Origin of the sequence: Capnocytophaga sp. FDAARGOS_737 (genome assembly GCF_009730375.1) — a bacterium.
Taxonomy (GTDB): domain Bacteria; phylum Bacteroidota; class Bacteroidia; order Flavobacteriales; family Flavobacteriaceae; genus Capnocytophaga; species Capnocytophaga leadbetteri.
Map to the genome: position 1 here is coordinate 37,660 of NZ_CP046316.1, position 25,511 is coordinate 63,170.

Genomic DNA, 25,511 nt, shown 5'->3' on the forward strand with positions numbered 1-25,511 from the left:
CTTTACACTCTATAAGTCTTCTTAATTTACTTAAAAAAAGCACACTACTACTGATGTGTTATCACCAGCCTTGCCCCGTAGATAAGAAACACGTAGGGTGCGATTTCAAGGGCGCAAAGATACAAAATAAAATAGAAAATATAGGGTTTTATTTCTTTTAGATTGTTTTTAATAATTTCTACCCAGCTTAAAGCATTGATAATTAGTAGTATAATAAATAGCACTGCCAGCAGGGTTACACTTACTAATGAGCTGTAAACACCTATAAAAAGCACCAAAACAGCCCCTATTGCAGCGTATGATGAGTAGGCTATACGTATAAAAATGTAGTCATTGCTGAAGTCCGAAAGGTCAAAAAGACTACTTACCCACTGCTGTATCACCAGCTTCAGCATCAGTATGGCTGTTACCGATAGGGTCAGCTCCAAAAACATAAACCGCTCGCTAAAGAGTTTCTTAATGCCAAAGTGTTTCATTCCTACGTAGATGAGCAGCGCCAAACACACGCACTGCATTAGGTAGAGTACTACTGTAAAAAGATGCAACTTGCGCTCCTTTTTGCCGTAAATAGCTATGTACTTATTGTTTACTAATAGTCGCTCATAGTCAGCAAAATGCTTCGGGTAAAACGCACGAAGGAAAGCCACCAACCCAAAGATAAGCAGGAAGGCGGGGAATACCCACGTCAGGTACGAATGATGTAGCGTAATAGGTTCCAATCGTTTTTGTTTTTTTAGGGGTGAATACTATCCAAAGGCGGTAGGGGAGGTCTTTTGGGTATGTTAGGCTCAAGGGGCGGAGCGCTCTGCATTGCCTTATTAAGGCTGTCGCGTTGTGCTTTCATCCGTTCATCTACCCTGTGCACTATTTGGTCGTATTGCTTCGGAAAAGAAGCGTAATACACCATATTTTGCGCCAGTGCCGTACTATCGCATTCGTATTTCTTATAGATAAACGCTTTAGCGTCAAACTGCAGCGAGTCTAAGGTATGCGACTCCGATACTTTCATCGATTCTAATAACGCCAAATCGTACAATAACGACTCCATCTGGCGCTCGTCCAAAAAGTGGTCAGGTTTAGGCACTATATTCTTTTTGCAGGCTACTAAGCTCAGCAGCCCTATTATATAAATGATTTTCTTCATATTATCGGTTAAAGGTTACGCGTTGTCCGTAAGGGGTAGGGCATACCTGCCCGTTGTTATAAGCTAATTGTCCGTTTACGAAAGTGCTCACTATTTTTGCGTGAAACTGCTGTCCTTCTAGCGGACTCCAGCCGCACTTGTACAGCAAGTTTTGCTTTTGTACCGTCCACAGAGCGTTCATATCCACCAGCACCAAGTCTGCGTAATAGCCCTCGCGTAGGTAACCTCTGTCTTCTATATCAAAGAGGATAGCAGGGTTATGACACATCTTTTCTACTATCTTTTTAAGCGAAATAACCCCCTTGTGTGCCTTTTCGAGCATTGCCACTAACGAGTGTTGTACTAGCGGAGCGCCAGAGGGGATATTCGTATAGCCTTTTTGCTGCTTTTCTTCTAGCGTATGAGGAGCGTGGTCAGTAGCGATAACATCAAGGCGGTCATCTAAGAGGGCTTGCCATAGGGCGGCGCGGTCTTCAGCTGTCTTCACCGCAGGGTTCCATTTGATGAGTGCCCCACGAGTATCGTAATCATCAGCCGTAAACCAAAGGTGATGCACGCATACCTCAGCAGTTATCTTCTTGTCTTTTAGCGGAATATCATTGCGGAAAAGCTCCGTTTCGGCAGCTGTCGAAAGGTGGAACACGTGCAATCGGGCTCCTGTCTTTTTAGCCAAAGCGATAGCGCGCGATGACGACAGATAGCAAGCCTCAGCACTGCGTATATGTGGGTGCAGGTCTATCGGAATATCATTGCCGTATAGCGCCTGATAGTGAGCCAGATTTTTTCTAATAGTTGCCTCATCTTCGCAGTGAGCAGCAATTACCAAATCCACATTGCTAAAAATCGCCTCTATAGTCTTCTCGTTGTCTACCAACATATTGCCGGTCGACGAACCTAAGAAGAGCTTCACCCCTGCGCAAGCCTTAGGGTCTAAGCGTTTTAGTTCTTCAAGGTTGTCGTTAGTACCCCCAAGGAAAAACGAATAGTTGGCAAACGAACTTTTCTGAGCGATAGCGAATTTTTCTTCGAGGCGTTCAAGGGTTACCGTTTGGGGTACGGTGTTGGGTTGTTCAAAGAAAGTAGTAACGCCTCCAGCTACAGCGGCTCTACTTTCGGTAGCGATAGTAGCCTTGTGGGTAAGACCAGGTTCGCGAAAATGTACTTGGTCGTCAATTACTCCAGGCAGCAGATACTTACCTGTAGCGTCAATTACCTGATAATCTCCCTTCGGATGAAGGTTAGCACCTATCCTACTGATGCGCTCATCCTCTATCAAGAGGTCAGCCACTTGTAGCTCGTTTTCATTCACGAGCGTTGCGTTTTTTATTAGGGTTTTCATAAGGCGTTATATTTTTAGTATCAAATGTTTATATACTCCTCCTGCAAGTTCCTGATGATTGGTGTATTCAAATCCCAACCTACTGTAGAGGCGTTCAGCTTCAGGGTTATTCACATCTACTAATAGTCCTAAGGGCTGCGAGCTCACCTCGCATAGGTGGCGTACAAGCTTCGAGCCTATCCCGCGCCCTTGGGCTCTGGGCAATACGCTTAGCGTATCTATGTACAGTTCGCCAGCGGCGGTCTCATCTTCAAGTACAATATCTATACCATAGCTACTGCGGATAAGTGCCAATACCGGAGCGCGCAAGGCGTGCAATTGCGCCCCATCGTAGGCTATAACCGACCCTACTACGTTACCCGCTTCCTCATATACCCAAGCGTTTTCGTACGAATATTGGTTCCCTTTTTGGGCGAATAGCTGTGCCAGCAGGGCGATAGCCTCTTCTTTATGGGGTTTGCCAATCATTTTATAGACGATTTCCTCCATTGCCTGAAACATCAGTGGGGCAACGGCAAGGACATCGGTCGGAGTAGCGTTACGTATCATAGTATTAGTGTAAGAAAACCAGTTTTTGTATAACCTCACTACCGAGGGCTTCGTTGAGGTTACTTATTATTTTGCTTTTCCCATAGCTAAGCTCTTGGGCGAGGGCAGGCGAGGTCAGCCGTACGAAAAGGGTAGTTCCTTTCAGTGCTACCGACGAGGTGTACTTAGCTACCGGAGCCCCCATCAGTTCAGCCCAAAGGGTGGGCAGCTGCGCGCGATAGAGCCCGTAGCTGAGGTTATTTTGCTGAATATACAGGCGTACCATTTCGCCGAGCGTATGGGTATTAGCGTCCATAAGAAAGTGTATTTTGGCGCAAAATTATGAATAAAAAGCAAAACTACAAAAAATAATGTAATTAGCTCATACAAAGGAGATTAATTTTTTGACAAGAAGATAAGAGAAGATAGACTCTTAGATGATTTGGACAGGCTTTTTCAAACAACAGTAGAGATACACATCTGTTTTATTGTATAACATTCCTTTTACCCGTATTTTCTGACCCTCTGATTTCTTCGTGATAAAGATAATTCACTATCGAGGGATGTCCTTTTGGACTTCGTTCGTAAGGCAATTCATTATCCACATACTTACATTGAGCCTCCTGCGCCATTTTCGCGGCTTCTTGCTCCAATTGCTTCCAATATGTTCGGTCTTTATGCAGATAGATTTCTTCATAAAGTGGGAACAAATGGGGATAGTGTGATTTGATATAATCCATAATGTTAGCCTTAAAACTACCCCGCAGATTGAGGTTCTCAAGCCAAAAGAGGTCGCAAATATCTTTCACTTCCTGAAAAATAGCTTTGAAATTGGTGATGCCGGGGAAGATAGGCGACACAAAACAAACTGTTCGGATGCCCGCCTCGTAGACCTTTCGCATGGCTGCGATACGTCGCTCTATGCTCACGGCCTTGTCCATATCGGCACGAAATGTCTCATCAAGCGTGTTGATTGACCACGATACGGTAACTTTCTTCATTTGTTTCAACAGGTCAAGATCACGCAACACGAGGTCGCTCTTTGTACAAATGAGTATTTCTGCATCGCTGTCTTTGAACTCTTCAAGCAGTTTACGTGTCCTGCCGAAAGTTGCTTCTTCGGGATTATACCCATCGGTCACCGACCCAATAACTACCCGTTGTCCGGCATATTCCTTCGGATTCTTGATTGCAGGCCAATACTTCACGTCTAAGAAACTGCCCCATTCTTCTTTATGTCCTGTGAAGCGCTTCATAAATGAGGCGTAACAATACTTGCAAGCATGGGTGCAACCCACGTATGGATTCACCGAATAACCACCAACAGGGAGGTTCGACTTGGTTATGATGCTGCGCACCTCTTTCGTTCCAATGAGTGTTTCTGTCATATTTATTCTTTTATTTTTTATAAATTTTCTACCTTTTCTCCATCTTCGGGAATAAAGACACGATTTAATATTCCAGCTGCTTCAGCACGCTTTCTCACCATTTCACGCGTCACACTATTATGGTTTACGCCTTCAAGATGCGTCACAAATAGCTTTGCATTAGGTGTAGCTGCAGCAACTTTTACCACATCTTCATCGTTCATAATAACGCGTCCACCTAAGCGAAAGCCATTTAAAGGTAGTTCATGAAGTGGGTTGCGCAGGTGTTGATTTCTACTAAAGGGGAAAGGCTGCATGCAGCCTTTCTTTCCCAACATAGGGTCTATCAGAATTTTCTTTCCCCCATATTCAACGATTATCGTTGCATTTCTTATTTGCTGGATATTCATTGTTTATTAAAATTAAAGTTTAACATTGGCTTCCAGCATAATAGCATCTTTCAGTGGTTCATCATCATCAGAGAACGAATTTGCCTTATATTGTACACAAAGCACGAGCATTTCGCTGCTACCTGTGTTCTTGAAAGCGCGTTTGCCATTGGGCGCAATTCTCACGATGCTTCCCTCCGAAATGGGAAATCGTTTGCCATCTACATCGAAAATGCCTTCACCTTTAAGAATGAAATAAAGCTCTTCGTGGGTTTTATGGGCATGGCGTGTGCCATAATCCTGCCCAGCGGCAAGACTTTGGAAAGACAATTCTGCGCCTGTCGCTTGCAATGCATGACCAGCAAACATCTTTCCCGGGATAGAGAAATTGCCCATAGCCAACTCATATTCCTTAATTTCATTCAACTTACCTACGTTCACCGTGGTGAAGTTCTCACCTTTTTCTACAATTTGAATTTCTTTCATGATAATATTTGTTTTTGATTACGGGTGCAAAGGTAGGGCATAAAACAAAGACGCATTCTACCATTAACAATATATGTTCTACCATTTTGATAACTCGTTTATTTTTCATACATTTGTCCCATGAAATTAGCGATTAGTCCCAAAGAACTTACATATGTTCCCTTCAGCAAAACGGAATGTGGTGTAGACTTCAACCTCAATACTGATACACACCAGCGGTTGCGTGGTGTATTGATGGAGTATCCGTGTTTCAAAACTAACTTTTTCGAGTTGTTTTTCTTCAGGAAAGCATCTGGGTGGCTGCGTTATGGCTTTCAACATATCGCGTTGAAAGACAATACGGTGCTGATACTTTCGCCGCACATCCATCAAGAGTGGCATATTAATGAAAGCCAAACCGATTATCGTTTCCTTGTTTTTCGTGATGACTTTCTTTCAACCTATCTTGCCGATCCTTTCTTTACTTATCGTTTGCTTTATTGCTACCAAACAGATTTCCCACCCTATCTGTTGGCTACTGCTATAGAACAACAAGAATACGAGCGTTTGCTTGTGCGGATAAAAGAAGAACTCAACCATCCTCTTGCCGATAGCTATCACATCATCGTATCCTTGCTTCATTATCTGCTTATGACCCTTAATCGTAGGTATTCTGCTCAATACCATCTGCCTTTTGATGCTCCCAAGAACCACCATGCCTTTATGTTCAAGCAACTCTTAGAGAAACATATTCGCCAATACCAGCAAGTGGCCGACTATGCAGCCATGCTGAACATCAGCCGCATTACATTGAATGCTTCTGTACAAGCACAATATGGGCAAACGGCCATACATCTGCTCAAACAACGTCTGCTTGCAGAAATCAAGAATGAAATACTCTTCACTGACAAAACCACCAGTGAATTGGCATACGAATTTAATTTCTCAGAGCCAGGACATTTAATGCGTTTCTTCAAAAAACAAACAGGACAGACGGTTACGGAGTTTAAAGAAGAATATAAAGGACAACAGTTTACCGAAGAATAGAAAAATGGTTAAACGCAAAAACTTACCAATAAACGAACGGCACTTGAAACAGAGATATCTCTGCTCAAGTGCCGCTATCCATTCAGCAATAAGCAGAAAAATTTTCTATAGCCATTTACCCTATATAAACGATATAGGAACATATATAGGAAGACCGAAAAAATTGTCATCTCCTAATGCTCATCTATACTGACCATCGCATCTCCCCCTTTGAAGGGGGCAGGGGGGGATGTATCAAACAATATCTCCAAAAATATTTGTATTTTCTCCCGAACTTATTACCTTTGCCACCATCAGCAATTCACTAAAATTAATGTACACATTATCCATATACCTCGTTAGGGCAATCCTCCCTATTGTGGCGCTTTTCAGCAAGAAAATACGTCTGTTCGTCAGCGGACGAAAATCCGTATGGGCGACCCTCAGCACTGAGCTTGACCCCCAAGCCCGCTACGTATGGGTACATACCGCCTCTTTAGGCGAGTTCGAGCAGGGCTTGCCTGTTATCAAAGCTCTCCGAAAACAGGGCTATAAGGTGCTAGTTACCTTCTTTTCGCCTTCGGGCTATGAGGTGCGAAAAAACACCCCCGATGCCGATATCGTAGTCTATTTACCCTTAGATACCCCTGCTAATGCCCGCCGTTTCGTGCAAATGGTGCAACCTACTATGGCTGTTTTTGTCAAATACGAGTTTTGGTGGCACTATTTGTCGCAACTTCATAAGGCAAATGTGCCAACTTACCTCCTTTCGGGCATATTCCGACCCAGTCAAGCCTTTTTTAAGCCTTATGGAGGCTTTATGCGCCGTTGTTTGCACTGTTTCACTCACTTTTTTGTCCAAAACGACCTGTCTAAGCAACTGTTGAACGGCTTAGGCTTTACCAATGTTACGGTAGGGGGCGATACCCGCTTCGATCGTGTAGCCGAGATTCTAACCCGCGATAACCACCTCGATTTTGTCGAGCAGTTCAAAGGCGATGCTCTTTGTGTGGTGTTTGGCAGTTCGTGGCCTGCCGATGAAGAGGTGTATTTGTTGTACCTCAATAGCTGTAAGGGCAAGGTGAAGTTCATTATAGCGCCCCATAACATCCATCCTGATGAGATAGCCGTTTTAAAGCACAACAAACAGAAGTTAGACCGCAAAGTAGCGCTTTTCTCCGAGAAAGACACGCTTAACTTAGCCGATTACGAGGTGCTTATCATCGACACCATTGGCATTCTCACTAAGGTATACAGTTATGCTGATATAGCCTATGTAGGTGGCGGTATGGGCAGTACAGGCTTGCACAATGTTTTAGAGCCTGCCGTCTTTGGCATTCCGGTTCTCATTGGCAAGAATTACAGCAAGTTCAACGAAGCCAAAGAGTTAGTCGCTTTAGGCGGAGTGCTTTCTATTAGCAGTCCTGAGCAGTTTGCCATAGCTATGGATAGCCTAATAAATTCAGCGGACAAGCGCGCTGCTATCGGAGCCATCAACAGCCGTTACATAACAGAAAAACAAGGTGCCACCCAAGCCTTTTTATCCGTCTGCCAATAATTATTTTTGCAAATGAAAGCTTTACTACAGACCATAATGCTTTTAGCGGTTGCGCCGCTTTGGGGGCAGTTTTCGGGCTATGCGCTTAGGCAAGAGCTCAAAGGCGTGCAGCCCAACACTTGGCAGCGACTGGTCTTGCCTGCTGCCGCTTTTGACCGCTATTTACCCCACATCCACGGCGATTCCTTCACCCCAAGAGGGAAGGACATTCGTATTTTCGGCATTTCCGAGCGCGACACTATCGAGGTGCCTTTTGTATGGGGCGATAGTACCCTTACCTTGCAGTCCATCAATTTCAACTACCGCTCCGATGCCAAACGGCAGACCTCCCACCTCAGTTTTTTATTACCTAATAGCCTAAAAGTAAGCGAATTGCAGATAGAGGTATCGCCTGTATTCAAAGGCGAGCGACAGGTACAGCTCACTATGTGCGAGGGGCTTACCCTCCTCAACCCCCACTGCGACCGCCCCAAGACGCTTTATCAAGGCAAACTGATGCCGCAGTTGGTCAATACGTTAGCTTTCGAGCCTGTTTATTTGCACAAAGCAGAACTCCTCATTGACGATAGTGGCAAATCGCCGCTTATTATTAGCAAGGTCAGCCTAAAAAGCTACACTTACGCTGTGTATATACGCTTTGCGGGCGACCAGTACACCTATTATCTTGCTTACGGAGGCTTTGGCGAAGACCCTAAAACCTACGATTTGCCAGAACGTGTACCCTCAAAAGTATCTTCAGAGGTCACTTTGGGCGAAAAAGAGGTACTTTTTAAGATACCTTTTGCCCCTCCAACCCCCGATGAGACCTCAGTTTCAGCAAAGATACGCAAGAAATACGAATACAGAGGACGAAGTTTTGGTGCTTTCCTGATATGGGTAACTATAATAATGATAGGTTCTCTTATAATTACTGCTTTTAAGGCACTTTTTCGCAAGAAAAAATAGATTTTAATTAGCTTGCTAATTTCCTAATTATGCTTATTTTTGCCCCTCGAAGAACTACAAAAGGCAGGCTATAATACTCCTGCTGAGGTATTTTTAGCTGAGTACGAGAGTGGACAAATAAAGGTCATACCCTATGCAAACTAAAATAATCGACAAATTGACAAATTGACAAATCGCCAAATTATGAAGTATTTATATTTGTTTTTAGCCTTGTTGTGCGCATCACAAGGGCAAGCGCAGCTCAAAAGTTACCATTATCGTCAGGAGCTACAAGGGGTGCAGCCCCATCATTGGCATCAGCTTTCCCTACCTAGTACCGTCTTTCAGCACTTAGAGAGCGGCTATGACGACCTGCGTATTTATGGCGTATCGGCTACTGACACTATTGAGGTGCCTTATAGTATTGATAAAACTAACTATATCAATACCGAGTCGCGCACTTCATATACCGATAGTGTAGCCCAAAAGCTATCAGTGCCTTTTGCTGTACAACAGCTCAAAAAAGAGAAACAAACTCTTATCAGCCTTGCGCTACCCCATACGTTGCGGCTCTCCAAAATAGCTTTTACTATCAACGCCAACTACGATTATTTCAGAAAAGTAAAAGTGCTCAAACGCTATAGCTCTTCGCAAGAAAGTGACCCCTATAATGAGGACAGTACCTTGCTTTTCTCTGATGTGCTCAGCTCTAAAACGCCCAATGCGTTCTACTTTCGTACCCAACTCATTAAATATATACAGATAATTATTGACAATGCCGATAATCAGCCGCTACCTATAGATGAGATAGTAGTCAGTGCGGTGCCTTACACCCTCAAGGCGCGCTTTGGTAGTGCCGACTACACCTATTATTTGGCGTATGGCAAGCAAGGCGATTACGCTCCGGTGTACGACATCACCCACTTCCCTAAAGATATTCCTGCCCACCCTGCTGCCCTCTCTTTTGGCGAGGTCACCAATCAGCGACCAGTGGTTACCTCTTATACCGCTACCCCCACTACTCAAAAGGCGGACAGCAAACAGTTGCTTTGGTGGGTAATGGGCTGCATAGTAGTCCTTATTTTTATTTTTGCTACGAAAATGATAAAATCGCGTTAATTATCAATTCTTAATTGTTTATTGTCATTTTTTTTGTATTTTTGCCGGACGTTTTTACCAAGAACATTCATAAGAACAGATGACTCCTATATATAATCAACTATTAATTCCTTTTATCACAGCGATGGCATTGGCTATCACTATGGGGGGGAGTGGTACAGCACCTGCATTCTCGGCTGCTTACGGGGCTAATGTTATCCGCAAGTCGATTATCCCAGGGTTATTTGGTATAGTAGTGTTTGTGGGGGCGTTTTTGGCAGGCAAAAAGACAGCAGGCACTATGGGTAGTGGCATTTTGCCATCGGAGTATATGACCTTTATGGTCGTATCGATTGCCTTGTTTTCTATAGCTGTTACAATGCTGATTTCCAATATATCAGGCATACCGCAGTCTACCAGCCAAGCGGCGGTATTAGCTTTGGCAGCGCCTGCGGTATATTTTGGCAAGCTCGATACGCAGGTACTTTTTGCTGAGATTATCCCTGCGTGGTTTATACTGCCTGTTATATCCTATTTTTTGAGTTATTTCTGCGGAAAATACATCTACCAGCCTATGCGGCGACGCGGACTTACCATACAGCGCGCTCAGAATGAGAACAGAAAGCATATTTGGGATATAGTGTTAGTGGTGATGGCTGTCTACGTATCATTTGCGATAGGGGCTAATAACGTAGCCAATGCGGCAGGCCCTCTCTACACGATGACCATCAACGAGCTGAACATACGCGAGAGCGACCATATAGTTATACTGATGCTTGCCACCCTTGTAGTAGCACCTTGTTTTGGTATAGGGGCGTCGCTTTTCGGACATAAAATATTAAAGAATACTGGTAAAGAGATTATTCTTTTTGGTAAGTTCGAAGCGGTAATTATCGCTTTTATATCGGGTAGCTTACTGCTTCTGGCATCACTCATCAAAGGGATACCTACCTCTTTGGTACAGGTGAATGTTGCAGCTATATTGGGGATAGGTGTTGCCAAAATGGGGCATAAAAACATATTCAGAAAAACGCAAGTGAAGCGCTTTTTCACTATGTGGATGATAGCCCCTATTATCTCTTTTTTCTTGTCGCTATTGCTCATTTTTTTGGCTGATATGCTCAAAATGCTCTAATAGAAGACTTAAAGAATTGTTAAAATGTAGCGTATTTTGCTTTTGTTACTCAAGAAAAATGCGAGGCTAAATATAATTGTATATAGCTGATTTACAGCTGTATAAAACAAATTTTGTAAAAAAATAATATTAAATATAGCGTTAAAATAGTGAAAGGAAGATACTATATTAAAAAAAAGTAGTATCTTGCGCCCGAATTTTTATGCTAACAAGTGTTTTTACTATGAAAAGAAGTTTATTAAAAGTTCCTGTTTGCTTGGCTCTTACTGGCTTGCTATTAGTAGGCTGTGGAGGCAAGAGTAAAGGTGATAAGAACATCTCTAGTGCGACTGGTTGGAAAATCAACGCCAAAGAGGGAGGGTTCCAGTATAATACTGACTTTAAAGACCAAGAAACAGGACCAGGACTTGTGTTGATAGAGGGAGGTACCTTTACAATGGGGCAAGTGCAAGACAACGTAATGCACGATTGGAACAACGTTCCTACCCAACAACACGTACAGTCTTTCTATATGGACGAAACCGAAGTGACCAATAAGATGTATATGGAGTACCTCGATTGGTTAAAACGCGTTTTTCCTCCAGAAGAAGAGCAATATAAGAACATCTATAAAGGTGCTCTTCCTGATACATTGGTATGGAGAAGCCCTCTAAGTGCTAACGAAGCGATGGTGGCTAACTATTTGCGTCATCCTGCTTTTGCTGAATATCCTGTAGTAGGGGTAAACTGGGTACAAGCGGTACAATTTAGTGCTTGGCGTACTGACCGTGTGAATGAGGCTATCCTTTCGCGCGATGGTTACCTTGCTAAAGATGCTCGCTACCAAGTAGATGCTACTAGTACTTTTAGCACAGATACTTACCTAAACACTCCTTCACAAACCTATGGTGGTAAAATACAAGGAGAAATGGGAGGTAAAAAAGCTAGTGGTAAAGACGGACAAATGACTTATGCTAAGCAAACAAGTGGTATCTTATTGCCTGAGTACCGACTTCCTACTGAAGCTGAGTGGGAATACGCAGCCAAGGCTCTAAATGGTATCCGCGAATACAACTCACTACAAGGTCGTAAAAAATATCCTTGGAATAGCCAATACACTCGCTCTACTCAACGTAGAACACGTGGTGAGCAGTTAGCTAACTTCAAACAAGGTAAAGGTGACTACGGTGGATTAGCTGGTTGGTCTGATGATAAAGGTGATATAACAGTAGCTGTAAAAACTTATCCGCCTAATGACTTCGGTTTGTATGATATGGCTGGTAACGTAGCAGAATGGGTAGCTGACGTATATCGTCCTATCATAGACGATGAAGTATCAGACTTCAACATCTATCGTGGTAACGTATATATGAAACACGCTATAGGCGAAGATGGTAAGCAAGTAGTAGTTACCCCTGAGACTATTAAATACGATACTCTTAGCAATGGTAAAATAGTAGCTCGTAACCTTCCTGGTAACTTAGCTACTGTGCCAGTAGACTCAAACGAAACTTACCTACGTTATAACTTTACGCACTCTGATAACCGTAGCTATAACGATGGTGATAAAGCCTCTACACGTAAGTTCCGCAACCAAAATGATTTAGGTTCTGAAGGTTCAGAGTACACTAACTCTATGTACAACGCTCCTAAACCTAAAAAACCAGGAACAGAACTTAATGGTAAGGATTACGATACTTCTAACGACCGTACCTCACTTATTGATGACGAAGTGCGTGTATTTAAAGGAGGTTCTTGGAGAGATCGCGCTTTCTGGATTGACCCAGCACAACGTCGTTACTTACCTCAATATATTGCAACAGACTATATTGGGTTCCGCAATGCTATGAGTCGTGTAGGTTCAAAATCTAAGACAAATCATCGTACTCCTCGCGGATAACGGATTTAAAAAAGTTGATACATAAAATTTGAAAACGCTGCAAAATGATTATATTTGCAGCGTTTTTTTATAAATACAAAACACAAGAAATGAAAGAACTTTACCAGCAATTTATAGCTTCAGCAGGCGTTTGTACCGATACGCGCAAGATAGTTCCGAATAGTATTTACTTTGCACTGAAAGGGGCTTCGTTTGATGGCAATACCTTTGCGGCAGAGGCATTAAATAAGGGGGCTACTTTAGCTGTGATTGATAACCCTGCCTATCAGATAGATGAGAGAACTCTATTAGTGCCCGATGTGCTTTTAGCACTTCAAGAGTTGGCTAACTATCACCGTCGAACACTCAAAACTCTCATCATAGGTATAACGGGTAGTAATGGCAAAACAACTACTAAAGAGCTTATTAAGTCAGTGTTAAGCGAGGCAATGCAGGTAGTGGCTACTGAAGGTAACCTCAATAATGCTATAGGGGTACCGCTAACCTTGCTCTCTATCAAACCTGAAACTGATATAGCTATTGTAGAAATGGGCGCTAACCACCCACACGAGATAGCTGACCTCTCCCGTATTGCTGAACCTGACTATGGGTATATCACTAGCATAGGCAAGGCACATTTAGAAGGCTTTGGCTCTTTTGAAGGAGTCATCAAAACAAAGGCAGAACTGTACGACTACCTAAAGGCACACCAAAAGACTATCATTTATAACGCAGACGATACCCTACAGCAGTCATTAGTAGAGGGCTATGCCAATGTTTATAGCTTTGGCACAACTGATGAGGTGAATGTACCAGTAGCGTGCGTAGCAGTGCAGCCTGTGAGCATACGTTTTAGTGAGGGGTCAGTATTGCAAACGGAAGAACCAGCCACTAAAGACCTCCCTTATATAGATACAACTATCAAAGGTTTTTCAGGGGCAACAATAGCTGTTTCACATCTTATGGGCAGTTATAATTTCAACAATATAGCAGCGGCTGTAGCTTTTGGGCGTTATTTCAGACTGCCTGCAGCAGCAATCAAAAGGGGAATAGAGAAGTATGTCCCTCATAATAATAGAAGTCAGTTAATGGCTTGGGGTACTAATACGCTACTGCTCGATGCCTATAATGCTAATCCTAGCAGTATGGCAGCGGCTATACATAATGTACTGACAATGCCTAACTTCACTAAGAAAGTGCTTATTTTGGGTGATATGTTCGAATTAGGCGATTATGCTGCTGCTGAACACCAACAGATAGTAGATAGTCTCACCCCTCACCAATGGGAGGGCGTTTATTTAGTAGGTCAGCATTTTGCACAAACTAAGAGTCCTTATCCGCAGTACGAAACTTTCGAGGCATTTCAAGAAGCGTTTAAGCAACTCACTTTTACCGATAGCCTCATCCTCATCAAAGGCTCAAGAGGAATGGCTCTCGAACGGTTAATAACAAATGGTTAATTACAGATAACAAAAAAAAGGCTGTCCAAAGTTTTGGACAGCCTTTTTTTATTGGCAAATTTTACTGATTGTGTTTCTTGATATAGTCGATGATTCTTTCTGTTAGGTTGATATGGTCGAGACCGCTTACACCGTGAGCGTGCATAGGGTAGAAAAACATCTCGATAAAGTCATTCTTGCTAATCGATTCTTTAGTAAGGCTCATTAGGTGTTGTGGTACTACTATATCATCTACGCTACCGTGAATAAAAAGCAAAGGACGTTTAAGACCCCCAAGGTATTTGCCTACACGGCTGTTTTCATAGCCTTCTGGGTTCGTTTGAGGGGTGTCCATATAGCGTTCACCATACATTACTTCATAATATTTCCAGTCAGTAACGGCTCCCCCGGCTACAGCGGTGCGAAATACTTCAGGGTGACGAGTGAGTAGGCTTGAAGCCATAAACCCTCCAAAACTCCAGCCGTGTACTGCTATACGATTTGCATCAACATAGGGCAAACTCTTCAGATAAGCTACTCCCGCTAACTGGTCTTTTATCTCGTAATCTCCTAAATGGCGGTGTATAACACTTTCAAAAGCAAAACCGCGATTTTCACTTCCTCTATTGTCGAGGGTGAAGACGATATACTGGTCGTTTTGAGCAAAAGCTGATAACCATAGGTACGAACCTACTCCCCAAGAGTTTTTAACTTCCTGAGCGTGAGGACCACCATATACGTATATAAGTACAGGGTATTTCTTCTGAGGGTCGAAGTTCTGAGGTTTGTGCATTTTGGCGTAGAGAGTAGTGCCATCGTCTGCTTTTAGGGTAAGCAGTTCAGGAGTTCCTACAGCAAAACCTTCTAACGGATTAGCAGCTGTTAGCAATCGTTTAGCACTACCTTTTTCGGTATTAATAAGGTCGATATTCTTAGGGATACTTATGCTTGAATAAGTGTCTAATAAGTATTTTCCGTCAGAGCTTAATTGCACTTTGTGGGTACCAGGGGTAGTGGTGAGAGCTGTTATTTTCTTAGGATTTTTGAGGTTTATTTTTAAGCATTGTTTCTCGCGAGGATCTGCCCCTGTTCCTACGATAAAGAAGTTTTCGCCTTTGCTGTCGAAGCCTAAAATATCTTGTACCACCCAGCGGAAATGAGTGAGCTGTTTTATCAGTTTTCCATTAGTGTTATAATGATATACATTCATAAACCCGTCGCGCTCGCTAAGCCATAAAAACTCGTCGTTAGAGGTAGGCAAGAAGACAGCAGGATTTTCTGGTTCTACCCATTTTGGGTTGCTTTCTTCAAAAATAGTGTTCACTTTTTTGCCTGTAGTAGCATCATAGCGGTTTAGGGCAAAGTGGTTTTGCTCGCGGTTTATTTCAGCTAAAAGGAGGTACTTTTCATCAGGACTCCACGCGAGGTTAGTTAAGAAATGTTCATCTTTAGTATCAATATCTAAATAGATAAGTTTCTTAGTTTGCAGGTTGTACACCCCTACAGCTGCCTGCTCGCTACCTTGCCCTGCCATAGGATATTTGATAGCCTTAAGGGCAGCAGGGGTAGTGGTAATATCTACCAAAGGATAGTCGGCTACGCGGCTTTCATCTTTCTGATAAAAAGCTAACAAAGAGCCCTTGGGCGAGAAGAAAGTACCTTTTTGGATACCAAATTCATTCCTATGGATAACCCCTCCTGCAACGATATTGGGGTCAGTAAAGGCAGTAATAGCTATTTTAGGATTTGTTTCGTTAGCTATATACAGATTGTTCTTCAGAGTATAGGCTATAGATTTGCTTTTAGAGTCATAGTCATTGTTTGCAGCCCCTTCAGGCAGACTAATTTCAGCTATAGTCTGCTGGGTGTGATAGTTGTATCGTTGATATTTATTGTCAAGTGCTAATACAGCTTCGTCTTTATCAATATATTCGATAGAAGAGTAAGGTGCTGCCCCGAAAGAGGTTATTTTTTTACCCTGCACATCGAAGACTTCGTAAGCAGTATCGCTGGCATAGAGATAATGTTGAGTGCCATTCACCCATTGTAGATATCTAAGGGTTTCGGGTGAAAGACTACGGTAACCCATTGGTTGGCTATCATCTCTGACAGCATAATAGATAGCTTCAGCTACCGAAAGCGGGCGGTTTTGAGCCCAAAAGGGAAAAATAAGCAGCGAAAATAAGGCTGCTGATATTAATTTTTTCATAATGATAAACTGTTAATTAACAGAGGCAAAGGTACGTAAAAGATATTATTATGCAAAAAAAATATAAATAAAATTTGCACATATCAAATATTAGTATTACTTTTGCGCCGTCTTAAAAGATAAAGACAGGGTCTCATAGCTCAGCTGGTTAGAGCATCTGACTCATAATCAGAGGGTCGTTGGTTCGAGCCCAACTGGGACCACCATAAGGGGTAAAGAAAAGGCTATCGCATATTTGCGATAGCCTTTTTTATTAGTGCTTTGCTGCCTTTCCTTCTTTCAGTAGTTGTTCTATTAAAAAGATTCCTACTGCACTACCTAATACCATAGGTAGGTTTTCGGTAATCATTGCATCAGTAAAATAGCGTACTTGTGTGCAAAGATAGAAGCAGTACAATAAAAAGACAATGAAAATGCTCAATATGAGCAAAATGGTGAAAGGTTGAGTTTTCATATTATAATGTGTTTTTGTTATGAATACATTTTTGATTTCTTTAAGAAATTTCTGCAAAGGTATAAATATTTTAACAAATAACAATATTTATTTAAGAAATATTAAGCTTCAAAAATATAACACTATGTTAATGAGGCTATGAGGTAGATAGAAAGGTTATTATTCGGTAAGCCTTCGCTTATTGTTCGCTGATCCTTCGCTCATCCTTCGCTCATCCTTCGGTGAGGTAGTCAGTTTACTAATTTGCTTATTTGCTAACTTCTAACTACATTTGCGGCACTTTTAAGAAACTAAAAAAAATGAACTTAACACCTGATTTAGAAAAACGATATACCACCGAACAGCTGACAGCCCTTGAGGCACAACGTTTGGCTCAGCAGATTGCGTTTGCTCCTATTGCGTTTCAAGTGTCGCGACTAATGGTCAAACTTGGCGTTTTTAGTGCTTTATCAGAAGCCTCTGAAGGACTCACCCCCAAGCAGATAGCTGATGCTACTAAGTTGAGTGCTTACGCTGTGCAGATACTCTTAGAAGCCTCTTTATCAATAGGCACAGTAATAGTGCGCGATGACCGCTTTTTGCTAACCAAAGCAGGCTGGTTTTTGTTGCGCGACAAGACTACGCAGGTGAATATGGACTTTGTGCAAGAGGTGTGCTACTTAGGGTTAAATCATTTAGAGGAGGCTCTTATAGAAGGCAAACCAGCAGGGCTAAAAGTCTTTGGTTCTTGGCCTACTATCTACGAAGGACTTTCAGAGTTGCCCGCTGAGGCACAACAGAAATGGTTTGCTTTTGACCATTATTATTCTGATTACTCTTTTGCCGATGCCTTAAATCTTATTTTCAAAGAGGAAGTGCATACTCTATTAGATGTAGGTGGCAATACGGGACGCTTTGCGCTGCGCTGTGTTGATTTCAATCCTAAAGTGCAAGTGACCATTATGGACTTGCCCCAACAACTCAGCCTTATGCAAGAACATATAAAGGGTAAAAAAGGAGCAGACCGTATTTATGCTTACCCAGCTAATCTACTAGACCCTGCAGTGCCTTTCCCTACAGGTTTTGATGTGATATGGATGAGTCAGTTTTTAGACTGTTTTTCGCCTGAAGAGGTAACGAGTATTCTAAAGCGTGCGGCGACGGCAATGACTGCTGATAGCCGTTTGTATATACTCGAAGCCTATTGGGATAGACAGCAGCACGAAACAGGAGCTTATTGCCTAACTCAGATAAGTGTGTATTTTACAGTTATGGCAAATGGCAATAGTAAGATGTACTACTCTCAAGATATGATAGATTGTGTAGAAAGGGCAGGATTAAAAGTAGAGGCTATTTATGACCACCTCGGCAGTGGTAATAGTCATACACTTTTTAAAATCAGGCGATAAGAAGTTTTACTGATTTACTCTTTTGGTTATTAGTTAGTTATAAATATTCGACTGTTGAACTTTTGAAAAAAGTAGCCTCATAATTATGAAATGTGAGGTAAAGTATGTATCTTTGTCGCAAAATTTTTACAATACTAAAATTAAAATGAATATAGCAGTCATTGGTACGGGCTACGTAGGTTTAGTTTCAGGAACTTGTTTTGCTGAAATGGGTAATAAAGTAACTTGCGTAGATGTAAACACACAGAAGATAGAGAAACTTAAACAAGGTGTTATTCCTATCTATGAACCTGGATTAGAAGAAATGGTGCTGAGCAATGTAGCTCATAAAAATCTGTTCTTTACTACTAATATAGCTGAAGCTATTAAAGAGGCTGAAGTAGCCTTTATAGCGGTGGGTACCCCTATGGGCGATGATGGATCTGCTGACCTACAATATGTGCTTTCAGTAGCACAGTCTATAGGCGAAACGATGGAAGGCGAACTTATAATAGTTGATAAATCAACCGTACCAGTAGGAACTGCAGATAAAGTACGTGCGACTGTGCAAGCCGCTTTAGACAAACGCGGAGTGAATTATGATTTTCACGTGGTGTCAAACCCTGAGTTTTTAAAAGAAGGAAAAGCTATTGAAGACTTTATGAAACCTGACCGCGTGGTAATAGGAGCGGATAACGAACGCGCGCTCAAGAAGATGAAAGAGCTTTACAGCCCTTTTTATATGCAGAATGAACGAATGATTACAATGGATATTCGTTCAGCAGAGATGACTAAATACGCTGCTAATACAATGTTAGCTACCAAAATATCGTTTATGAATGAGATAGCTAATATTTGTGAACGAGTAGGTGCAGATGTAAATAAGGTACGCATTGGTATAGGTTCTGATAGTCGTATAGGCTATAGTTTTATTTACCCAGGGTGTGGCTATGGAGGCTCTTGCTTCCCTAAGGATGTGTTAGCTCTCAAGAAATTGGCAGAAGAAGTTGGCTATAAAGCAGAACTTATAGAGTCGGTAGATAATGTAAACAATCGTCAGAAGTACGTTATAGCTCAAAAGGTGATAAAACGATATGGCGAAGACCTTACAGGCAAGACTTTTGCTATTTGGGGCTTATCATTCAAGCCTGAAACTGATGATATGCGCGAAGCTCCTGCAATTTATATCATTAAAGAATTGGTAAAAGGCGGTGCAAAAGTACAGGCATATGACCCTAAAGCAGTACACGAGGCGAAGGTATGCTACCTAAAAGATATACCCGTGACCTATGTAGATAGTAAATACGAAGCTCTAAAAGGAGCAGATGCTTTGATATTGCTAACTGAATGGAAAGAATTTCGTGTGCCAGACTTTGATGAAATAAGTAAATTGCTAAAAGAGAAGGTAATCTTTGACGGACGCAACCAATACAATGCCTTTGACTTACCTACTAAAGGATTTGAATATATACAAATAGGAGTTTAAAAAAAAGAGTGATGAAAATATTAGTAACAGGAGGAGCAGGTTTTGTAGGCTCGAACCTTTGTGAAGCTTTAGCTAAAGACCCTAATAACGAAGTCTATTCATTAGACAACTATTTTACTGGTAGTCGTGACAACCACGTGGAGGGCGTTACCTATATAGAGGGTAGTACTGAACATATTTTTGAATTGATAGACTTTGTTCCGAATCTTGTATACCATTTAGGTGAATATTCGCGTGTAGAACAAAGTTTTGGAGACATAGATAAGGTGTTGCTATTCAACAAGATAGGAACTTTGAAAGTATTGGAGTTCTGTCGTAAACACCATTGTAAGCTAGTATATGCAGGAAGCAGTACTAAGTTTGGTGATGGGGGAATAGGCAAAGACCAGAGTCCGTATGCGTGGAGCAAATCGTCTAATACTGAGCTTGTAAAAAACTATGGTAATTGGTATGGATTAGAATATGCTATTGTATATTTTTATAATGTATATGGTAAGCGTGAGATACGCACAGGTAAATATGCCACTCTTATTGCGCTTTTTACTGAAAAAATGAAGAAAGGTGAGCCCCTGACCGTAGTAAGTCCGGGTACGCAACAGCGCAATTTTACCCATATAGATGATATTGTAGATGGACTACTTATCGTAGGCGAGAAAGGCAAGGGTGATGGCTATGGCATTGGTAGTCCTGAGACTTATACGGTATTAGAAATTGCACAGTTATTTGGTGGTGAGATACAGATGCTACCAGAGCGAAAAGGCAACCGTATGACTGCCGAAGTAGTTACCCAAAAAACAGAAGCGCTTGGCTGGAAAGCTAAGAGACATATAAAAGAGTTTATTGAAGAGTTAGTGAATTAGCAAATTATAGATAAGCTATGAAGGAATACGATTATTTGGTTGTTGGTGCGGGTCTTTTTGGGGCAGTTTTTGCTTGTGAAATGACTAAAAAAGGTAAGAAATGTTTAGTAATTGATAAGAGAAAACATTTAGGGGGTAATGTATATTGCAAAGAAATAGAAGGAATACAAGTACATCAATATGGTCCTCATATATTTCATACTAATGACAAGGGTATTTGGGATTATGTAAATCAGTTTGCTGACTTTAATCATTTCATCTATAGTCCTATAGCTAACTATAAGGGTAAGTTATATAATTTACCCTTTAATATGAATACTTTTTATCAGTTATGGGGAGTTACCACACCTGAGGAAGCACAGCAAATTATAGAAAAACAGATAAAAGAGAGTGGTATTACTTCTCCTAAGAACTTAGAAGAACAGGCTCTTTCGTTAGTAGGATGTGATGTATATGAAAAACTCATCAAAGGATATACAGAAAAACAATGGGGGCGCCCAGCGACAGAATTACCTTCTTTTATAATTAAAAGACTTCCTTTGCGTTATACTTTCGATAATAACTATTTCAATGATAGGTATCAAGGAATACCTATAGGTGGTTATAATGTTATTATAGAGAATATGCTCAAAGGCATTGAAACTAAAACAGGAGTAGATTATCTTGAAAATAAGAACTATTATGATAATATAGCTAACACTGTAGTATATACGGGTAAGATTGATGAGTACTTTGGTTATTGCTTTGGCGAACTAGAATATCGCTCATTGAGATTTGAAACAGAAGTTTTAGAGATTGAAAACTTTCAAGGGTGTGCAGGAATGAATTATACTGATGCAGAAACCCCTTATACTAGAATAGTGGAGCACAAACATTTTGAATTTGGAAAACAGAAGCACACAGTTATCACTAAAGAATACTCTCAGAATTGGGATAGAGAAAAAGAAGCTTATTACCCAGTAAATAATAGTGTTAATCAAGAGCTATACACTAAATATAAAGAGAAATCTTCTGCTTTAAAAAATGTTATCTTTGGAGGGCGATTGGCAGAGTATAGGTATTATGATATGCATCAAGTAATTGCTTCAGCAATACAAAAAGTAAAAACAATAATATAGAAAATAATGCAAATTAATTATATTATACTCACACATAAAAGTCCGACACAGTTAGAAAGGCTTATTGCTAAGCTTGACGATGAGGAAGCTACATTCTTTGTTCATATAGACTTAAAAACAAATATTGAACAGTTTAAGTACTTGCAAAAGGAGAATGTGATATTTTTGGAAGATAGGGTAGATGTAGTTTGGGGAGATTTCAGTATAGTACAGGCTACACTCAATGCGATGAAAAGCGTAGTAGCACACAAAAATAATGGTTATACTATTTTGCTTAGTGGACAAGATTACCCTATTAAGAGTAAAACAGCAATCAAAGAATATCTTTCAAAAAACCAAAATTTCGATTTTATTGAGTTCACAAGAGTTGAAGAACGTTGGAAAAGGTATAGAGAGAGAACTGTAGCAAGAAAAATAAACTTTTCCTCAAAAAAAGGAAGATTTGCAGTTATTTTTTCTATTTTTGACATTAATATTTTTAAACCACAAGAGGTGGCTATATATTGTTATAACTTATTAAAATTCTTATATTTCTCACCCTTTAAGAACTATGGAAAGCTGTTCTCTATACTTTTCAAAAAAACTAAGAACCCTTTTTCAGCTCAATATGGAGGAAGCGCTTGGTGGGCTTTTCGTCATAACACAGTAACAAAAATACTTGAACTGATAGCTCAAAGGGAAGAATTTGTTGAATATCATAAAGTATCTTTGTTGCCAGATGAAATGTTTTTTCAAACACTTATCAGCCTAATTGATAATTCTGAAAAGCAAATAAAACCTACTATTACTTATGCTAATTGGGGAAAGAAAGCAAAATCCCCTCTCACCTTTGATGAAAGAAACTTTGAAGAGCTATCTCAGCAGCCTGAAAATATGTTATTTGCGAGAAAGTTTGATACAGAACCAATTCTAGATATGATAGATAATTTTATTACAGTAAGGTGAATATTAAAAAATTAAAACACCATAAGAAAATAATTGAAAACTTTTCATACTTGTCAGCACTGCAAATTTTTTCAATGATCACTCCGTTGGTTACTTATCCATATTTGGTAAAGACTTTAGGAGAGGTAATATATGGTACTGTGGTCTTTGTACAGGCTGTAGTAACTTATTTTAACATTTTAGTTATTTTTGGTTTTAATTTTACTGCTGCAAAAGGGGATAATAGGGATAACCCTAAAAAGTTGAATGAAATTATCACTACTGTAACTATTATCAAGATATTATTCCTGATATTTTCATTATTCCTGATGACTGCTTATACGTTCTCCAAAATGGATCACACTTATATTATTTATCTTTTTGGATATGTGTCAATGAGATTCTCTTTCATTATTGGTTTTTTCAAGTAGCGGAATTGACCATGTGATGTTCTACTTTGGTAAATTGAATTTTTCCACTATAAATTTAGCATAATCATAGCTACCAATGTAATAGAAGAATCATTAGTTTCTATAAATATATACATAAAAAATAATAGATTTATGAGAGATAAATTACTTACTATAACTATTCCTGTATATAATACAGAAAAATATCTTCCTAAATGTCTAGATTCATTAATTATTGATAAATATATGAACCTTTTAGAGGTTTTAGTAGTTATTGATGGAAGTCCTGACAATTCATTAGCTATAGCTCAAAATTATGTTCAAAAATATCCTGAAACATTTATTGTTGTTAATAAAGAAAATGGAGGACATAGTTCTGCTATAAATAAAGGATTAGAACTTGCAACAGGAAAATATTTTAAACTCTTAGATTCTGATGATTGGTTTGATAAAGAGTCCTTTAAGGTTTTTTTAGAAAAATTACAAGGATTAGATACTGATATGGTTATGACAGATTATGTAGTAGAATATGTAAGCCAAAACAAACAAAAGTTAGTAGGTTTAAATATATCAGAAGATACTATTTATTCTATTAAGCAAATGAATATCAGCATATCAAGTTTTTTAGCAATGCACAGAATAACATATAGAACCTATTTATTTAAAGAGGTAAACTTTAAATTACCTGAAAAAACATTCTATACAGATGTTCTTTATGCCCATTTGCCCTTTTTTAAAACTAATAACTTTATTTATTATAAGCTACCTCTATATCGTTACTATATAGGTAGAGAAGGACAAAGTATGGATTTAACCAATTTATTTCGTAATAAAACACATCTATATTTAGTTTTTTCAATACTATATGAAAACTTTCTTTTGTATAAAGATAGTATAAGTACTAACAAAAAGGAATACTTTTTGAATTTTTTAAAAGAGTATAATTTATATATTTTTAGCATTTTACTGAAACAATCTTATTTTACAGCAAAGCAAGATATCAAAGAACGAAAAAAATATTTGAAGCAAGAAGTTTTAGAGCGAAAAATATATAGTTCTTTTAAGATTGATATAATATTTAAACTTCCTTTTTGGTTATTAAAAAAGTTAATAGATATGAGATTTTTAAATATATAAATAAAATATAAGCACCACTAGATCAAACGCACGAAATTTTTATTATCTTTGCGCATTAATTATATCCACTATGGATATAAAAGCTTATTTTGAAGGGATAGAAGATTTTCGTATGAAGACATTTATTATCAGGTATTTTAATGATAGGACTATTTACTTACCTATCAGGAGGAGAAAATTATGAAGATATAGTTCTTTTTGTAGAATCAAATGAAGATTTTGTATGGAAATACTGTGTTCTTCCTAATGAAATACCCTCTCACGACACATTTAATCGTTTTTTTTAAACAATAAAGCCAGAAGTAATACAAAATGTTTAGATGACTGTGCAAAAACTATTGTAAATACACTAAATGAGATACAAATCTGTATAGCTGGTAAGAAAATTAAGGGGGGGGTAATCCTCGATCCAAAGATAATTCAGGTCTCTATATAGTGAGTGCTTGGGTAAGTGAAAATGAAATTTGCGTAGGTCAGCAACGAGTAGAAGAGAAGTCAAATGAGATTACAGCAATCCCTAAAATTATAGATGGATTAGACATTGAGGGAGCTATAATTACCATTGATGCTATAGGTTGTCAAAAGGAAATAGCTAAGCAAATTATTGATAAGAAAGAACATTATTTACTGTCTTTGAAAGAGAATCAGTTAGATTTATTTGAAGACACTTAACTAGGTTTTAAATTAAAATCAACAGACTGTTTTTCAGATGAATGGGAATATAGCAGAGCTCGTTTTGAAACCAGAAAATGTAGTGTAATAGCAGCTAAAGATATGTTGTTAGAAGAAAGTCTATCAGCTTGGGCAGGTCTAAAAACATTGATTAAGATAGAGTCTACGCGACAGATAGATGGAAATACTACTGAAGAGACACGTTACTATATTACTAGTGAAGAAGGGTTTTCAGCGTGCTATTACAATTCCTTAGTTAGGGGGCATTGGGGAATTGAGAACAAACTTCATTGGCATTTAGATGTTACATTTAAGACGCTTGTAGAGCAAGGAAAGGACATGCCGCTGGAAATCTATCAACTTTAAGGAAATTATGTTTGCAAATAATTAAAAATCAGAAAGATAAGCTAATTTTAAGAAAAAGAAGACTAAAAGCTACCTATAGCATTGAGTATTTAGAACAGCTTTTGTTACAAGTTTTGTGCGTTTGACCTAAACTACCTCTCCTAATAAATTATAGTTTATAAAAAAATCTATAAGAAGAGAGTTTCTATAATAAATAGAAATTCTAAGTTAGCTATCAACACTTTTAATTTAGTTATAA

25 protein-coding genes, 1 tRNA gene and 2 pseudogenes are annotated in these 25,511 nt (G+C 39.7%); 18 read left to right on the plus strand and 10 right to left on the minus strand.

The window, feature by feature from the left end; translation table 11 throughout:
- Positions 1–47: 47 nt before the first annotated feature.
- The 8 genes from FOC45_RS00165 to FOC45_RS00200 all read right to left on the minus strand — a co-directional run bounded on the left by FOC45_RS00165 (position 48) and on the right by FOC45_RS00200 (position 5,253).
- The gene (locus tag FOC45_RS00165; protein WP_009388388.1) at positions 48–719 is read right to left on the minus strand and encodes a DUF4271 domain-containing protein; all 672 of its coding nucleotides are present in this window, start codon (positions 717–719) and stop codon (positions 48–50) included.
- Positions 720–733: 14 nt separating this feature from the next.
- Positions 734–1,144 (minus strand): DUF4296 domain-containing protein, encoded by a 411-nt coding sequence (locus tag FOC45_RS00170; protein ID WP_009388387.1) that lies wholly within the window; start codon positions 1,142–1,144, stop codon positions 734–736.
- 1 nt (position 1,145) lies between these two features.
- Positions 1,146–2,483 (minus strand): dihydroorotase, encoded by a 1,338-nt coding sequence (locus FOC45_RS00175; protein WP_009388385.1) that lies wholly within the window; start codon positions 2,481–2,483, stop codon positions 1,146–1,148.
- A 6-nt stretch (positions 2,484–2,489) separates the two neighbouring features.
- Positions 2,490–3,032, minus strand: coding sequence for an N-acetyltransferase (locus FOC45_RS00180; protein ID WP_009388383.1), 543 nt, complete (start codon positions 3,030–3,032; stop codon positions 2,490–2,492).
- Between the two features lie 4 nt (positions 3,033–3,036).
- Positions 3,037–3,327, minus strand: coding sequence for a DUF721 domain-containing protein (locus FOC45_RS00185; protein ID WP_009388381.1), 291 nt, complete (start codon positions 3,325–3,327; stop codon positions 3,037–3,039).
- A 169-nt stretch (positions 3,328–3,496) separates the two neighbouring features.
- The gene (locus tag FOC45_RS00190; protein ID WP_009388379.1) at positions 3,497–4,399 is read right to left on the minus strand and encodes a radical SAM mobile pair protein B; all 903 of its coding nucleotides are present in this window, start codon (positions 4,397–4,399) and stop codon (positions 3,497–3,499) included.
- Positions 4,400–4,416: 17 nt separating this feature from the next.
- Positions 4,417–4,788 carry an MBL fold metallo-hydrolase gene (locus tag FOC45_RS00195; protein ID WP_009388377.1) on the minus strand — a complete coding sequence of 124 codons (372 nt, stop codon included), beginning with the start codon at positions 4,786–4,788 and terminating at the stop codon, positions 4,417–4,419.
- 12 nt (positions 4,789–4,800) lie between these two features.
- A complete protein-coding gene (locus tag FOC45_RS00200) occupies positions 4,801–5,253 on the minus strand; it encodes a cupin domain-containing protein (protein WP_009388372.1) in 453 nt (150 codons plus the stop codon).
- 234 nt (positions 5,254–5,487) lie between these two features.
- Here FOC45_RS00200 and FOC45_RS00205 point away from each other — a divergent pair, with 234 nt between their 5' ends.
- From FOC45_RS00205 to murF, 8 genes and pseudogenes are all read left to right on the plus strand, one after another.
- Positions 5,488–6,279 (plus strand): AraC family transcriptional regulator, encoded by a 792-nt coding sequence (locus FOC45_RS00205; RefSeq protein ID WP_231121867.1) that lies wholly within the window; start codon positions 5,488–5,490, stop codon positions 6,277–6,279.
- 313 nt (positions 6,280–6,592) lie between these two features.
- A complete protein-coding gene (locus FOC45_RS00210) occupies positions 6,593–7,816 on the plus strand; it encodes a 3-deoxy-D-manno-octulosonic acid transferase (RefSeq protein WP_155846572.1) in 1,224 nt (407 codons plus the stop codon).
- Between the two features lie 12 nt (positions 7,817–7,828).
- On the plus strand, positions 7,829–8,761 hold the full coding sequence (locus FOC45_RS00215) for a hypothetical protein (RefSeq protein ID WP_009388366.1): 933 nt from the start codon (positions 7,829–7,831) through the stop codon (positions 8,759–8,761).
- 45 nt (positions 8,762–8,806) lie between these two features.
- Positions 8,807–8,905, plus strand: a pseudogene (locus FOC45_RS12200) (DUF421 domain-containing protein); the annotation flags it as partial.
- 39 nt (positions 8,906–8,944) lie between these two features.
- Positions 8,945–9,859: a hypothetical protein gene (locus tag FOC45_RS00225; protein ID WP_009388364.1), complete on the plus strand. Its 915-nt coding sequence runs from the start codon at positions 8,945–8,947 to the stop codon at positions 9,857–9,859.
- A gap of 79 nt (positions 9,860–9,938) precedes the next feature.
- Positions 9,939–10,973 (plus strand): inorganic phosphate transporter, encoded by a 1,035-nt coding sequence (locus FOC45_RS00230; protein ID WP_009388362.1) that lies wholly within the window; start codon positions 9,939–9,941, stop codon positions 10,971–10,973.
- Between the two features lie 202 nt (positions 10,974–11,175).
- Complete coding sequence (gldJ, locus tag FOC45_RS00235; protein WP_009388360.1) at positions 11,176–12,852, plus strand: gliding motility lipoprotein GldJ; 1,677 nt, start codon at positions 11,176–11,178, stop codon at positions 12,850–12,852.
- Between the two features lie 89 nt (positions 12,853–12,941).
- Positions 12,942–14,291, plus strand: a complete 1,350-nt coding sequence (gene murF / locus FOC45_RS00240; RefSeq protein ID WP_155846573.1) for a UDP-N-acetylmuramoyl-tripeptide--D-alanyl-D-alanine ligase — start codon at positions 12,942–12,944, stop codon at positions 14,289–14,291.
- Between the two features lie 61 nt (positions 14,292–14,352).
- Here the strand turns inward: murF and FOC45_RS00245 are convergent, their stop codons facing one another.
- A complete protein-coding gene (locus FOC45_RS00245) occupies positions 14,353–16,479 on the minus strand; it encodes a DPP IV N-terminal domain-containing protein (protein WP_009388352.1) in 2,127 nt (708 codons plus the stop codon).
- Positions 16,480–16,608: 129 nt separating this feature from the next.
- Between FOC45_RS00245 and FOC45_RS00250 the strand changes: the two genes are divergently transcribed.
- Positions 16,609–16,685: transfer RNA gene (locus FOC45_RS00250), tRNA-Ile, on the plus strand.
- Positions 16,686–16,732: 47 nt separating this feature from the next.
- Here FOC45_RS00250 and FOC45_RS00255 read toward each other — a convergent pair.
- Entirely contained in the window at positions 16,733–16,933 is a 201-nt protein-coding gene (locus FOC45_RS00255) for a hypothetical protein (protein ID WP_155846574.1), read from the minus strand.
- A 299-nt stretch (positions 16,934–17,232) separates the two neighbouring features.
- On the opposite strand from FOC45_RS00255, the gene FOC45_RS00260 reads away from it, so the two are divergent.
- The 9 genes and pseudogenes from FOC45_RS00260 to FOC45_RS12055 all read left to right on the plus strand — a co-directional run bounded on the left by FOC45_RS00260 (position 17,233) and on the right by FOC45_RS12055 (position 25,273).
- Positions 17,233–18,321: a class I SAM-dependent methyltransferase gene (locus tag FOC45_RS00260; RefSeq protein ID WP_009388345.1), complete on the plus strand. Its 1,089-nt coding sequence runs from the start codon at positions 17,233–17,235 to the stop codon at positions 18,319–18,321.
- Between the two features lie 145 nt (positions 18,322–18,466).
- Positions 18,467–19,786: a UDP-glucose/GDP-mannose dehydrogenase family protein gene (locus tag FOC45_RS00265; protein WP_155846575.1), complete on the plus strand. Its 1,320-nt coding sequence runs from the start codon at positions 18,467–18,469 to the stop codon at positions 19,784–19,786.
- Positions 19,787–19,797: 11 nt separating this feature from the next.
- The gene (locus FOC45_RS00270) at positions 19,798–20,646 is read left to right on the plus strand and encodes an NAD-dependent epimerase/dehydratase family protein (protein WP_009388341.1); all 849 of its coding nucleotides are present in this window, start codon (positions 19,798–19,800) and stop codon (positions 20,644–20,646) included.
- Positions 20,647–20,663: 17 nt separating this feature from the next.
- Positions 20,664–21,764 carry a UDP-galactopyranose mutase gene (glf, locus tag FOC45_RS00275; protein ID WP_155846576.1) on the plus strand — a complete coding sequence of 367 codons (1,101 nt, stop codon included), beginning with the start codon at positions 20,664–20,666 and terminating at the stop codon, positions 21,762–21,764.
- 6 nt (positions 21,765–21,770) lie between these two features.
- Entirely contained in the window at positions 21,771–22,709 is a 939-nt protein-coding gene (locus tag FOC45_RS00280; RefSeq protein WP_009390848.1) for a Core-2/I-Branching enzyme, read from the plus strand.
- 74 nt (positions 22,710–22,783) lie between these two features.
- Positions 22,784–23,119 carry an oligosaccharide flippase family protein gene (locus tag FOC45_RS00285; RefSeq protein ID WP_155846577.1) on the plus strand — a complete coding sequence of 112 codons (336 nt, stop codon included), beginning with the start codon at positions 22,784–22,786 and terminating at the stop codon, positions 23,117–23,119.
- Between the two features lie 132 nt (positions 23,120–23,251).
- A complete protein-coding gene (locus FOC45_RS00290; protein ID WP_009390844.1) occupies positions 23,252–24,235 on the plus strand; it encodes a glycosyltransferase family 2 protein in 984 nt (327 codons plus the stop codon).
- Positions 24,236–24,375: 140 nt separating this feature from the next.
- Complete coding sequence (locus tag FOC45_RS12050) at positions 24,376–24,522, plus strand: transposase family protein (protein WP_231121871.1); 147 nt, start codon at positions 24,376–24,378, stop codon at positions 24,520–24,522.
- Between the two features lie 148 nt (positions 24,523–24,670).
- Positions 24,671–25,273: pseudogene (locus tag FOC45_RS12055) on the plus strand (ISAs1 family transposase).
- Positions 25,274–25,511: the final 238 nt, after the last annotated feature.